Origin of the sequence: Leeuwenhoekiella sp. MAR_2009_132 (assembly GCF_000687915.1) — a bacterium.
Classification (GTDB): domain Bacteria; phylum Bacteroidota; class Bacteroidia; order Flavobacteriales; family Flavobacteriaceae; genus Leeuwenhoekiella.
In genome coordinates this window covers 165,931-179,935 of the sequence record NZ_JHZY01000002.1, presented here as the reverse complement: position 1 = coordinate 179,935, position 14,005 = coordinate 165,931, and the positions used below count along the sequence as shown (strand labels likewise).

Sequence of the window (14,005 nt, the reverse complement as noted above, 5' to 3'; positions counted from 1 at the left end):
AATAGAGATATATTTAAAATAACTGCCATCTAAAAGAGAACCCCTGCATCAAATAACAAATACTATATTTGCCAATAAAAACAGTTATGAGCGGTAACATAAATCCTTACAAAAATTCTGACCAATCAAAACGGGTACAGGTAGAGAAAATGTTTGACACGATCTCTAATGAATACGACGGCCTCAACCGCGTAATCTCTTTTGGTATAGATATTAAATGGCGCAAAAAAGTGGTCGCTATGATTGCTGCCACTAACCCTCAAAACATACTTGACGTTGCTACAGGTACAGGAGATCTGGCAATTAATCTTGCAGAAACCGGTGCTAAAAAAATCATAGGTCTAGATATTTCTGCAGGCATGCTTGCTGTAGGTAAGAAAAAAATAACCGCAAGTAATCTTGATCAAACCATAGAAATGGTTCAGGCAGATTCTGAAAATTTGCCTTTTGAAGACAATCATTTTGACGCTATAACTGTTGCCTTTGGTATTCGTAATTTTGAAACGCTAGACAAAGGTTTAGCCGAAATATATAGAGTTTTAAAACCTGGAGGCCTTTTTGTTATTTTAGAAACTTCTGTCCCCACAAAAACTCCTTTTAAGCAGGGATATACATTTTATTCAAATCGAATATTACCGCTTATAGGTCGCCTATTCTCTAAAGATAAAGATGCTTACGCATATTTGAGTGAAAGCGCATCAGTTTTCCCTTATGGAGAACGTCTCAACAATATTCTACGCAAAATTGGGTTTAGTAATGTTAACGATCTGCCACAAACGTTTGGGGTCGCAACCATATATACAGCTTCAAAGTAGCACTATGCGCAAAGTAGTATTTTCACTTTTACTTTTAATTTGGCTTGCGCCAAATCTTCAAGCTCAGTTTTTAACACGTGAGCGTATTCTTAATGATGAGAATTTTGACAAAAAACCGTGGAGCTTCGGATATTACTTTGGTATAAATCGATATGATTTTAACTTTGATTATAAAGAAGATCGCCCAGATATTTTTGTAGAGCAGAGCTATGGCTTTAACGTAGGACTACTGGCAAACAAGCGCATAAATGAATATATAGACTTACGCCTCGAGCCGGGACTGGCTTATAATGCGCGTAATTTATTATACCTTGATATTCCCGGAGAAGAGAATGATCGCTTGCGTGAACTCAACTCTACCTATATTCATATACCCTTACTTGTAAAATTTTCTACAAAAAGGTTAAATAACTTTAAGCCTTTTGTCGTGGGTGGTTTATCCTATTCCTATAATTTATCAAGCAATGAGACTAATCCTGACGACAACAGTGCAGGCCAATTTAGAATGAAAAACAATACGTTTTATTATGAAGTAGGCTTTGGTATCGATTTATATTTGCCGTACTTTAAATTTTCACCCAGTATACGCGGTGTATTTGCATTAAGCGATGAGCTAGTTAGAGATGAAAATCCTAATAGTTTATACACTTCAAATATTGAAGTGATGCAGTCTAGAGGACTATTTTTAAACTTTACTTTTCAATAATGTGGGAGGCTAATTTATACAGAAAAAAACACGGCTTTGTATTTGATTACGGCAAAGATTTAATAAGTATGCTTAATCCTAAAGCAGGAGAACGCATATTAGATTTTGGATGCGGCACTGGCGAACTTACAGCAGAAATTGCGCAAAGTGGTGCAGAACTCGTAGGTATAGATGCTTCTGCGGCAATGATTGAAGCTGCTCAAGAACAATTTAAAGCTATTAAATTTATTCAAGCTAGAGGTGAAAGCTTTATTGACACCGTACAATATGATGCTATTTTTAGCAATGCTACTTTACACTGGATTTTAAATCCCGAAGCTGCAATATCTGCTATGTATAGCAATCTAAAACCCGGCGGAAGATTACTGCTAGAAATGGGTGGTAAAGGTAACGTAGCTATAATTATAGATACACTTCAAGATGTTTTAGAAGAAAACGGCTATGTTAAACAATCTAAAACTGTCAACTGGTATTTCCCAAAACTGGGGACCTACTCTTACTTTCTTGAAAAAAACGGCTTTAAAGTAACTTTTGCCCATTTATACGATAGACCTACACAATTAAATGATCCTGAAACCGGAATAATTGACTGGTTAACAATGTTTGCAGGAAAGTATTTTGCAGATATTACTGAAAATGAAGTAACTGATATACGTAGAACGGTACAAGATAGAGTGCGCGATAAACTGTACAGAGATGGTCACTTTTATGCAGACTATAAGCGTCTACGCATTTGTGCTATAAAATAAACTTAGCGACGCTTAAACTCACTTACTAGAATAGCTCCTGCAATTGCTACATTAAGACTTTCAGTTGTAGATGTGCCAAATTGTGGAATGCTTATTTTCTGGGTAACGCAGTCTGCTATTTCTGTAGATATACCATTTGCTTCATTACCCAAAATCAAAATAGCTTCTTCAGGCAAGTCTGCCTCATAAACAGAAACGCCATTCATAAAAGCTCCATAGACGGGAAGATTTACTGCCTTTAGATATTCCGCTAAGTTTGTATACACCACATTTACACGGGTTATAGATCCCATAGTTGCCTGCACTACCTTAGGATTGTAGCAATCTACAGTTTGATTAGAGCACACCAGATTTTCAATATTAAACCAGTCACACAACCTAATGAGTGTACCTAAATTACCGGGATCTCGTAAGTCATCAACAACAAGTTGTAATCCTTTTATTTCGGTTTTGATAGCCTGCGGAATTTCAAAAATTGCAAGTGCTTTTTGAGGCGTTTTGAGAAAGCTTATTTTTTTAAGTTCATTTTCTGAAATGAGCTCTTTATTTGCTTGCCCATCAAAAAAGCCTTCCGTAGTAAAAAGACTATGCAGTTTAAAATGAGAGTTTAAAAACTCTTCAATTCCCTTAATACCTTCTACAACAAACAACCCATGCTGCTGGCGGTACTTTTTTTGATTAAGGCTCGTTATTAATTTTATTTGGCTTTTGCTAACCACGCTTATTATGTATTTTTGAAGTTATTTTGAGAACAGCTCACTTGCAACAACTACCGGCAAAAATAGGATTTATTATATTACTCTTGCTTACCCTTGCTTCTTGCAACGCGGTAAAACGAGTGGCAAACGGGCAATTACTTCTCACCGAAAACACGATACGTGTAAATGGAGAGGTAAATGACGCTTATAATATAAATAATATACCCTATCAACAGCCTAATGCAAGGTTGCCATTGCTCAACTCCCCATTACGTCTATATATCTATAATTGGGCACGGCCTAACATAGATTCGATAATGCAAGCACGTTTTATTGAAGATGAGAGTGCTCGTAAATTCTGGACAGGAGTATTATCTCGCAAACAATTAGATAAATACATTGAGTTTAGAAGTAATTTTAATCAAACACTCAAGAATACTGGTGAAGCTCCCACCATAATTTCTGAAAATCTATCAAAACGCTCTGCAGCACGTCTCAAAGAATATTACAATAGCAAAGGCTGGTTTAATGCGATCACAGATTATAAAATTATAAAAGATAGTCTTGATAAACGCGGAAAAGTTGAATACACCGTAGCTACAGGCAAACCCTACATCATAGATTCTGTAACCACATTTATAAAATCTGCTGCTGCAGATTCTATTTATAAAAAATATAGAAACAACTCATTCATTAAAGAAGGAGTTCAATATGAATTACTCGATATCAATTCTGAAACCGCACGCCTCACCGAGCTGATGCGTAATAATGGGTTATTTTATTTTGACAGAGATTATATCAGTTTTATAGGAGACTCTGTTAAAACAGGCAATAAAGTAAATCTAGAACTCTATATTAAAAATAGAGAAATACGTGCACGAGATTCTGTTTATGAAGTGCCGCTTAATGTTCATAAAATCAGTAAGGTCAATGTTACTACAGATTACGGTTATTCTATACGTAACAATACATTAAAAGATAGTGCGTCACTAAATGATTATCACCTCTACGCATATGATAAAATTAGGTATAAACCTAAGTACCTAACCGATGCGCTGTTTATAAAACCAGGAGATATTTATAGTGATGACTCCCGTAATAAATCACTAATACGTTTAAGCCAATTAAATACTTTTAGATATCCCGATTTAAGATATACAGAAGATCCTGAAGATCCCAAAGGCACAGATTTAATTGCAAATTTTTATTTAATACCGCTTCCTAAGTTTAATCTTAGAGTAGATTTTGACGTTTCTACTTCAAACATCCAGAAATTTGGTATTGCAGGAGGTGGTTCGCTTCAAATACGTAATGTTTTAGGAGGTATGGAAACCTTACAAATTTCGGGTCGTGGTAGCATAGGTGCTTCAAAAGCCCCTACAGAAAACAGCACCGGCTTTTTTGACATTACTGAAATAGGCACAGATTTAAGCTTAACCATACCCCGCATATTTTTTCCTCTAAAAACACAAAGATTTATCACTCCAGAAATGTCTCCTTCTACCAGTTTCACAACAGGTATAGGTGTTCAACAAAATATAGGTCTAGACAAACAGAATATAACCGGTGGGGTAAATTTTAAATGGTCGCCCTCAAATAATCTCAATTACCGCTTTGATCTATTTGATATTCAATATGTACGTAATTTGAACGTAGCAAATTATTTTAAAGTTTATGAGAATTCGTACACACAATTGAATGAGATTGCACAGGTCTATCTTGACGCTAACAGTCCCCTACTCGATCAGAATACAAATAATCTCACCATTCCAGATGGTGCACTTGGCTTTATCAACGCCGTGCAATCAAATGAGATTGCAGTAACAGACCCTGAGTTTTCTAATATTTTTAATATTGAAGAGCGCCGTCAACGTCTAACCGAAGACAACCTCATACTCGCCACCAGCTTCACATATTACAAAAACACCAGAGAAAACTTATTTGATGATGAGTTTACCAGCTTTAGAACAAAACTTGAGATTGCAGGTAATACATTAAGTGCTATAGGCAATATTATAGGTTTAGAAAAAAATGAAGATAATGCATACAGGGTTCTGGGTGTACGCTTTTCGCAATACGTAAAAACCGAAATAGACTTCATAAAGCATTGGGATTTTGGAAATGATAATATTCTTGCATTTAGAGCCTTTGGCGGTATTGCAATTCCCTACGGAAATTCTAAAAGCATTCCCTTTATACGCAGCTTTTTTGGCGGGGGATCTAACGATAACAGGGCCTGGCAAGCTTATAGATTAGGACCCGGTAGCACAGACAGTCCTAATGATTTTAATGAAGCAAACATGAAGCTTTCATTCAATTTAGAACAGCGCTTTACCCTTTTAGGAGATTTAAAAGGCGCTATTTTTACCGATGTAGGCAACATATGGAATGCTTTAGATAATGTTACTGACCCCCAATCGACCTTTACAGGCCTAAAAAGCTTAGAAGATATCGCGGTAGGAACAGGATTTGGATTTCGATACGATTTTAGCTTCTTTGTGTTGAGATTTGACATTGGTCTAAAAACCTATGACCCGGCATTGCCTGTGGGAGAGCGCTGGTTTAAAAATACCAATCTAACTAATGCAGTTTATAACGTGGGTATTAACTATCCTTTCTAGTATTTATAAAGGGTAAACCCCAAATATTTATTAATTTTACGTTTCTAACTAAGTAAATAAAAACTTATGAGTCATAGTATCAAACCGGGAGTTGCAACCGGAAGAGAAGTTCAAGCAATTTTCAAACATGCTAAAGAAAACGGTTATGCATTACCTGCAGTTAATGTTATAGGTTCTAGCACTATTAACGGTGTTTTAGAAACTGCTGCAAAATTAAATGCACCTGTTATCTTACAATTTTCAAATGGTGGAGCTCAGTTTAATGCAGGAAAAGGATATTCTAACGAAAATCAACAAGCTGCAGTAGGCGGTGCTATTGCCGGTGCTAAGCATGTACATGAGATGGCTAAGCGTTATGGCGCAACAGTAATATTACATACAGACCATTGTGCAAAAAAATTATTGCCCTGGATAGATGGTCTTCTTGATGCTTCTGAAGAATACTACAAAGAGCACGGGCATTCGCTTTTCAGCTCTCATATGATAGATCTTAGTGAAGAGTCTCTAGAAGAAAATATAGAGATTTGTAAGCAGTATCTTGAGCGTATGAGTAAAATGGATATGACTCTAGAGATAGAATTAGGTATCACAGGTGGTGAAGAAGATGGTGTTGACAATACAGATGTTGACGACTCAAAATTATACACACAACCAGAAGAAGTTGCTTACGCTTATGAAGAATTAAGCAAAGTAAGTGATCAATTTACAATTGCTGCTGCCTTTGGTAATGTACACGGTGTTTATAAGCCGGGTAACGTAAAACTTACTCCAAAAATTCTAAAAAATTCTCAGGAGTTTGTTTCAGAAAAATACAATTTACGACCTAATTCTATAGACTTCGTTTTTCACGGAGGTAGTGGTTCTACAGTAGAAGAAATACGCGAGGGTATTAGCTACGGTGTAATCAAAATGAATATTGATACAGATTTACAATGGGCATTTACTGAAGGTGTGCGCAAATATTTTGATGCAAATGCAGATTATCTTCAAGGACAGATAGGAAATCCTAGCGGCGAAGACAGCCCTAATAAAAAATATTACGATCCAAGAGTTTGGTTCCGTAAGGGAGAAGAGGCTTTTAATGCGCGTTTAGAAAAAGCGTTTGAAGATCTTAACAACGTAAATACACTTTAGTATTTTTTGCTTTTCCTAAAAATTAAATAAATTGAAACCTCGGGTATTAAATCTCCGGGGTTTTTCACCCTTAATAATTATCTTTTAAAAATACTGACTTTACTAAAGGTTAATATCAACTTTCCTGTTGAAATTAATCTGAAAGCAATTAAGTTTTCTTACATAAAAGTTTGAAATTAAAGCTTAATTAACGAGTCAAAAACTAAAAAGCAAAATTTATGGCTTGGTTCAAACGAAAAGAAAAAGGTATACAAACCGCTACCGAAAATAAAAAAGACGTACCCAAAGGTCTTTGGTATAAATCACCTACCGGTAAAATTATTGATGCAGATGAGCTTGCTAAAAACTTTTATGTAAGTCCAGAAGATGATTACCATGTAAGAATAGGAAGCGAAGAATACTTTTCAATTCTTTTTGATGAAGGAAAATATAAAGAATTAGATAAAAACCTTAGTTCTAAAGATCCCTTAGGATTTGAAGACACTAAAAAATACGTAGATCGTCTTAAAGATGCAGAAGCTAAAACCGGTCTTAAAGATGCGGTACGTACAGCGGTAGGTAAAAGCTTTGGCAAAGATCTGGTTGTTGCGGCAATGGATTTTAAATTTATTGGCGGTTCTATGGGATCTGTTGTAGGTGAAAAAATTGCCCGCGCAGCAGATTACTCACTTAAAAACAATGTGCCTTTAGTTATAATATCTAAATCTGGTGGCGCGCGTATGATGGAAGCTGCCTTATCTTTAATGCAATTAGCAAAAACATCTGCTAAACTTGCACAACTTGCAGAGGCTAAAATTCCTTACATCTCTTTATGTACAGATCCTACAACAGGCGGTACAACAGCCTCTTTTGCAATGTTAGGAGATATAAACATTTCTGAACCCGGTGCATTAATAGGTTTTGCAGGTCCCCGAGTAGTACGCGATACAACAGGTCAGGAACTTCCGGCAGATTTTCAAACTGCAGAATTCTTGAAAGAGCACGGTTTCCTAGATTTTATTTCACACCGTAAAGTGTTAAAGAAAAATATAAATCTCTATATAGACTTAATTCTCAATCAAGCTATACGTAATTAAAAATATCGTTTTTCTTTAAGAATTAATTGTATCTTTGCCGGCTTAATGAGATAGACTCATTAAATACATAAAAACTATTTAAATAATATTGGCATGTATCTTACTCAAGAAAAGAAAGATGAAATTTTTAGCAAATACGGTAAAGGTAAAAACGATACCGGGTCTGCAGAGGGACAAATTGCGTTATTCACATACCGCATTAGCCACCTTACTGAGCATTTAAAAACAAACCGTAAGGATTTTAACACAGAGCGTTCATTAGTAATGTTGGTAGGTAAACGCAGAGCGTTGCTTGATTACTTAATTAAGAAAGATATTTTAAGATATCGTGCTATCGTTAAAGAATTAGGTTTAAGAAAATAATTCTTATTTTTAAAAGGGGCAGTTTGCCCCTTTTATTTTATTAATTACTCAAAAGTCCCGAAAGGGCAAAGAAAGCTACCTAAAGGTTTTTCACAGGTCAAACACTACACACAACACAACAACAGACCTTGCCTTTCCCTAACTAGTTAAGGCATTTGATTAATTGCACGCGCTGTCGTGCTACTGAAAAACATTTTTATGATTCCAAAAACTTTCAAAGAGGTCATAGACCTTGGTGATGGTAGAGAAATCTCTATCGAAACCGGTAAACTTGCAAAACAGGCCCACGGTTCTGTAGTTGTACAATCCGGTAAATGTATGATACTTTGTACTGTTGTATCTAATTACAAACAAAGTGACGTTGATTTTCTTCCGCTAACGGTAGATTATCGTGAAAAATTTGCGGCTGCAGGTCGTTATCCTGGTGGTTTCTTCAAGAGAGAAGCACGCCCAAGTGATGGTGAAGTTTTAACCATGCGTCTGGTTGACCGTGTACTTCGCCCTTTATTCCCTAAAGATTACCACGCAGAAACTCAGGTTATGATTCAGCTAATGTCTCATGACGATGATGTTATGCCTGATGCTATGGCCGGTCTTGCCGCTTCTGCTGCAATTCAACTTTCAGACTTTCCGTTTGAATGTGCTATTTCAGAAGTACGCGTAGGTCGTATTAATGGTGAATTTATCATCAACCCTTCAAGAACTCAATTAGCAGAATCTGATATCGATATGGTAATTGGTGCATCTGCAGATTCTGTAATGATGGTTGAAGGTGAAATGAACGAGATTTCTGAGGAAGAAATGACTGAAGCTATCAAAGCTGCTCACGAAGCTATTAAAGTACAGTGTGCTGCTCAGATTCGTTTAGCTGAAGCTTTCGGTAAGAAAGAAACTCGTGAGTATGAGCCAGAGCGTGAAGATGCAGATCTTGCACAGAAAATTCACGATATGGCTTATGATAAAGTCTATGCAATTGCAAAAGCAGGTTCTGCCAAGCATGAGCGTAGTGCTGCATTTGATGCTATAAAAGAAGAAATAAAAGCTACATTTTCTGAAGAAGAGTTAGCAGACTATGGCGGTATGGTTACAAAATACTACTACAAGGCCGAAAAAGCTGCTGTACGTGATCTTACACTTAATGAAGGTTTACGTCTTGACGGTCGTAAAACTACAGATATACGCCCTATCTGGTGTGAAACCGATTATTTACCATCTGTACACGGTTCTTCTATTTTTACTCGTGGGGAAACTCAAGCATTAGCTACAGTAACTTTAGGTACTTCTAGAGAAGCTAATCAAATAGATATGCCTTCATACGAAGGTGAAGAGACATTCTATTTACACTACAACTTCCCTCCTTTCTCAACTGGTGAGGCGCGCCCAATACGTGGTACTTCTCGTCGTGAGGTAGGACACGGTAACCTTGCACAACGTGCTTTAAAAGGTATGATTCCTGCAGACTGCCCATATACTGTACGAGTAGTTTCAGAAGTATTAGAATCTAATGGTTCTTCTTCTATGGCAACTGTTTGTGCCGGTACAATGGCATTAATGGATGCTGGTGTTCAATTAAAAAAACCGGTTTCTGGTATTGCTATGGGATTAATCTCAGACGGTGATTCTGGTAAATATGCGGTTCTTTCAGATATCTTAGGTGATGAAGATCATTTAGGTGATATGGACTTTAAAGTAACCGGTACGGCAGATGGTATTACTGCCTGCCAGATGGATATTAAGGTTAAAGGTCTTTCTTACGAAATTTTAGTAAGCGCACTTAAACAAGCACGTGACGGTCGTTTACATATATTAGGTAAACTTACCGAGACCATTAGCGCACCACGTGAGGATGTTAAAGAATACGCTCCTAAAATGGTATCTGTACGCATACCTAACGCATTTATAGGTGCACTTATAGGACCTGGCGGAAAGGTGATTCAAGAACTTCAGAAGGCAACTGGGACAACTATCGTAATAAACGAAGATCCTGTAACAGAAGAAGGTATTGTAGAAATTTTAGGTACTGGCCAGGAAGGTATTAATGCTGTTCTTGCAAAAATTGATTCTATTACATTTAAACCTGTAGTTGGCGACAGCTATAGAGTTAAAGTAATTAAGATGTTAGATTTTGGAGCTGTAGTAGAATATCTTGACGCTCCAGGAAACGAAGTATTACTTCACGTATCTGAATTAGCCTGGGAACGTACTGAAAATGTAAGTGACGTTGTTAATATGGGTGATGAATTTGAGGTTAAATATTTTGGTCTTGATTCACGTACACGTAAAGAAAAAGTTTCTCGTAAGGCATTGCTTGAAAAGCCAGAAGGTTACAAAGAACGTGCTCCCCGAGAAAATAATGATCGTGGTGGTAGCAGAGATCGCGACAACCGTGGTAGAGACAACCGCAGTCGTGATAACAGAGATCGCAAAAGAGATTAAATTCTCTTTATTTTATAAATGATAAAAGGAGCCTTAGGGCTCCTTTTTTTTTGAAAACACTTTTTAAATAAACACATATTGCGTGATAAAAATATTTCTAAAAATAATTTATACTATTCTTAATTGTAGTCGCCAAAGCGCTAAAACTGCCATTAATACAGGGGTTTGGCAGTTTTCCTGCCAAAAATCGTAATGCTATTAATCTGTTTTAGTTATAACAATTTTAACATTTATTTTTAATAACCTTCTTAGGCTTTAGTATAATTGCGCTAAGAAGCTATTATTTTTCTAAAATCTTCAATATTCCCTATTTTTTATTTTGTCGTACGATACTTGCAGCTAATAGGTTGAACCAATAAAGAAAACTTAATGAAAGTATTAGTATTAGGTGCAGGAAATATGGGATTGACCTACGCAGAAGGTATGGCACAATCACCATTTTTAAACAATCGCAAGCTCATGATATTCGATGTATCACCAGAAAAAACTGAAGCACTATCAACCATGGCTCAGTTTGATGCTTACGATAGCATTGAAGAATGTGTACCCAAGGCAGATGTGATTTTTATAGCGGTTAAACCGTTTCACAGTCAGTCACTATTTAAATCTATGAAACCTTATATAAATGACCAGCAAATATTTGTGTCATTAATGGCGGGTGTAACAATTAAGACGATTCAAGATGGTTTAGGTGTTAGTAAAGTAATACGTACTATGCCAAACTTACCTGCAAAAGTAGGTAAAGGTGTTACCTCATTTACCGAGTCTGAATCTGTAAGTAGAATAGAACTTCTAACCGTGCGTAATTTATTAGATACTACCGGCGCTTCTATTCACGTAGAAAATGAGAATTTTATAGATGCGTCTACAGGAATATCAGGTAGTGGTCCTGCATATATATTTTATTTTATGCAATCTATGCTTGAAGCCGCACTTAAAATGGGTTTCTCTGCAAATGATTCTAAAGTATTAGTTTCTAAAACATTTGAAGGAGCTGTAAAGTTATTTAATGATTCAGATCTTTCACCAGAAACTTGGATGGATCGCGTAGCTTCAAAAGGTGGTACAACCCGTGCCGCACTTGACTCTATGGAAGATAATAATGTAAAAGAATTAATTAAAGATGCGGCTTATGCTGCATTTAACCGAGCAACAGAACTTGGTAAAGAAAAATAATGTTATGAGCACAAAACGTGTAGTTATTAAAGTAGGAACTAATGTTATGACCAACAAGAATAACAGAATCGTTGGTCCTGTTCTTCAAGAATTAGTACGACAAATAGCAGAATTGTATGAAAAGGGATATCAACCTGTTCTCGTCTCTTCAGGATCTGCAATAGCAGGTAAAGAAGTTTTAGGTGATTGCAGCTATACAGATCCTTCTACAAGAAGACAAATTTTCTCTTCAGTAGGACAACCGCGTATGATGCGCCACTATTATACCATGTTTAATAGTTTCGGAATGCATTGCGCGCAGCTCTTGGCCACAAAACGAGATTTTGCGCCGGGAAAACATCGTGAAAACATGATAAATTGTTATGAAGGTTTATTATCGGAAGGTATTATCCCTATAGCAAATGAAGATGATGCTGTATCACTTACGATGTCTATGTTTACAGACAACGATGAGCTGGCAAGTCTGGTTGCAGAGCTAATTAATGCCGATGCATTGATATTATTAACCGATACAGACGGGCTTTATACCGGTCATCCCGACGATGATGATTCTCACAAATTGACTGAAGTGCATCCTGAAGAAAATGTTGAACAATATGTTCAAGAAAACAATAAAGCCGAAGGAGAAGGACGAGGTGGTATGCGATCTAAACTCAAAATCGCTAAAGATGCTGCCAGAAAAAATATAACCTGTTATATCGCAAATGGTAAAAAACATAATGTGATATTAGATTTGCTTGACGGCAAAAACATAGGAACTAAGTTTTCTTCTTAAGAAACTAAATGAAAGATGGTTTTGAATTAAAACTATCACCTGATAGAAGTGCAGGTTTTTTAAATACCCCACAAGGGTGAATTATTAACCGAAAAATTACAAATATGAAATTACTCTCAAAAGAGATAAAAAATAAAGTTCTTGATTCTATGATGCAAATCATTCAATCAAGAAAATCTGAAATACTCGAAGCAAATAAAAAAGATTTAGAAGCTTTTGATCGTGATGATCAGGCTCTTTACGACCGTTTAGTGGTGAACGATTCTAAGGTACAAGGAATGATTCAGGCGATTAAAGAAGTAAAAGAGCAGGAAGATCCTGTAAGCCAGGAAATATCTAACATTACATTAGATAGTGGTTTAAATATAGTGAATAAGACTGCTCCTTTTGGTACGATTATGATTATCTACGAATCGCGTCCTGATGTCACTATTGAGGCAGCTGTTTTAGCATTTAAAGCAAACAATAAAATACTTTTAAAAGGTGGTAAAGAAGCCTACAATAGTAATGTTGTCTTGGTTGATTGCTGGAAACAGGCATTACGCGAAAATGGCCTTGATGAGTCCTGGATTACAATGTTACAAATGAACCGTGAAGAAACTCAGGAATTTTTAAGAAATCCTGATCAACCATTAGACTTAATTGTACCCCGTGGTGGCGAGCGCTTAATCGATTTTGTTAAGCAGCATGCAAAGTGTGCTGTCTTAATAAGTGGTAGAGGAAATAATTTCTTATATGTGCATCCTGAAGCAGACTGGAAAAAAACAATCGAGGTAATCATCAATGCCAAAACCGATAAAATTTCAGGTTGTAATGCGCTTGATAAAGTATTAGTAGATACTAATCTACCTGATTATGAGTCTCGCTTACGAGAATTGAATGAAATTTTAATTGGTAAAGGAGTTGAAGTACTTGCTGATGAACTTTCTAAAAAAGTACTTAAAGACAATGAAGTTCTGCCTACAGAAGATACGTGGTATGAAGAATTTTTGGCCATGAAAATTGTACTGGGTGCAGTCACCGGCTTAGAAGAGGCGATGACAAAAATAAATACGTATAGTGGTGGTCACTCCAGTACTATTATGACCCAGAATACTGATGCTGCAACCCGATTTATGGAAAACATAGATACTGCAGCTGTATATCATAATGCCTCTACCCGCTTCACTGATGGCGGTCAAATGGGTGTAGGTGCAGAACTTGCCATAAGTACAGATAAATTACACCACAGAGGCCCCTTAGGTCTTAAACAACTAGTAACTAATAAATACTACGTATACGGTGATGGGCATATTCGGGTCTAATACTTAAATATATTAATGGAACCTATTTAAGGTTATTTTAAAGTCTGGCAACTGCCAGACTTTTTTTTATTCCATATACCGAAATGGTTGTATTTATGACCGTAAATAAGTACATGTAATAGTAAAAGATTAATTTAGTATACTGTTCTCCT

The 14,005-nt window shown here is 36.3% G+C and carries 12 protein-coding genes; 11 read left to right on the top strand and 1 reads right to left on the bottom strand.

What is annotated here, in order from left to right; translation table 11 throughout:
* Positions 1-86 precede the first annotated feature (86 nt).
* From ubiE to P164_RS00730, 3 genes are read left to right on the top strand one after another with little or no spacing between them, the layout of a single operon-like run.
* Positions 87-815 carry a bifunctional demethylmenaquinone methyltransferase/2-methoxy-6-polyprenyl-1,4-benzoquinol methylase UbiE gene (ubiE, locus tag P164_RS00740; RefSeq protein WP_028374575.1) on the top strand — a complete coding sequence of 243 codons (729 nt, stop codon included), beginning with the start codon at positions 87-89 and terminating at the stop codon, positions 813-815.
* A gap of 4 nt (positions 816-819) precedes the next feature.
* The gene (locus P164_RS00735; RefSeq protein WP_028374574.1) at positions 820-1,521 is read left to right on the top strand and encodes a porin family protein; all 702 of its coding nucleotides are present in this window, start codon (positions 820-822) and stop codon (positions 1,519-1,521) included.
* The gene (locus P164_RS00730) at positions 1,521-2,270 is read left to right on the top strand and encodes a class I SAM-dependent methyltransferase (protein WP_035899270.1); all 750 of its coding nucleotides are present in this window, start codon (positions 1,521-1,523) and stop codon (positions 2,268-2,270) included. The genes P164_RS00735 and P164_RS00730 overlap by 1 nt, the downstream gene beginning before the upstream one ends.
* A gap of 2 nt (positions 2,271-2,272) precedes the next feature.
* Here the strand turns inward: P164_RS00730 and P164_RS00725 are convergent, their stop codons facing one another.
* Positions 2,273-2,989, bottom strand: coding sequence for a TrmH family RNA methyltransferase (locus tag P164_RS00725; RefSeq protein WP_028374572.1), 717 nt, complete (start codon positions 2,987-2,989; stop codon positions 2,273-2,275).
* A gap of 41 nt (positions 2,990-3,030) precedes the next feature.
* On the opposite strand from P164_RS00725, the gene P164_RS00720 reads away from it, so the two are divergent.
* From P164_RS00720 to P164_RS00685, 8 genes are all read left to right on the top strand, one after another.
* Entirely contained in the window at positions 3,031-5,589 is a 2,559-nt protein-coding gene (locus tag P164_RS00720) for a BamA/TamA family outer membrane protein (protein ID WP_028374571.1), read from the top strand.
* Positions 5,590-5,655: 66 nt separating this feature from the next.
* Positions 5,656-6,723, top strand: a complete 1,068-nt coding sequence (gene fbaA / locus P164_RS00715; protein ID WP_028374570.1) for a class II fructose-bisphosphate aldolase — start codon at positions 5,656-5,658, stop codon at positions 6,721-6,723.
* Positions 6,724-6,941: 218 nt separating this feature from the next.
* Complete coding sequence (gene accD, locus P164_RS00710) at positions 6,942-7,799, top strand: acetyl-CoA carboxylase, carboxyltransferase subunit beta (protein ID WP_028374569.1); 858 nt, start codon at positions 6,942-6,944, stop codon at positions 7,797-7,799.
* A 93-nt stretch (positions 7,800-7,892) separates the two neighbouring features.
* Positions 7,893-8,162 carry a 30S ribosomal protein S15 gene (rpsO, locus tag P164_RS00705; protein WP_028374568.1) on the top strand — a complete coding sequence of 90 codons (270 nt, stop codon included), beginning with the start codon at positions 7,893-7,895 and terminating at the stop codon, positions 8,160-8,162.
* Positions 8,163-8,360: 198 nt separating this feature from the next.
* Positions 8,361-10,598: a polyribonucleotide nucleotidyltransferase gene (locus P164_RS00700; protein WP_028374567.1), complete on the top strand. Its 2,238-nt coding sequence runs from the start codon at positions 8,361-8,363 to the stop codon at positions 10,596-10,598.
* 369 nt (positions 10,599-10,967) lie between these two features.
* Positions 10,968-11,774: a pyrroline-5-carboxylate reductase gene (proC, locus tag P164_RS00695; RefSeq protein WP_028374566.1), complete on the top strand. Its 807-nt coding sequence runs from the start codon at positions 10,968-10,970 to the stop codon at positions 11,772-11,774.
* A gap of 4 nt (positions 11,775-11,778) precedes the next feature.
* The gene (proB, locus tag P164_RS00690) at positions 11,779-12,549 is read left to right on the top strand and encodes a glutamate 5-kinase (RefSeq protein WP_028374565.1); all 771 of its coding nucleotides are present in this window, start codon (positions 11,779-11,781) and stop codon (positions 12,547-12,549) included.
* A 104-nt stretch (positions 12,550-12,653) separates the two neighbouring features.
* Positions 12,654-13,853, top strand: coding sequence for a glutamate-5-semialdehyde dehydrogenase (locus P164_RS00685; protein WP_028374564.1), 1,200 nt, complete (start codon positions 12,654-12,656; stop codon positions 13,851-13,853).
* The last annotated feature ends 152 nt before the right edge of the window (positions 13,854-14,005 follow it).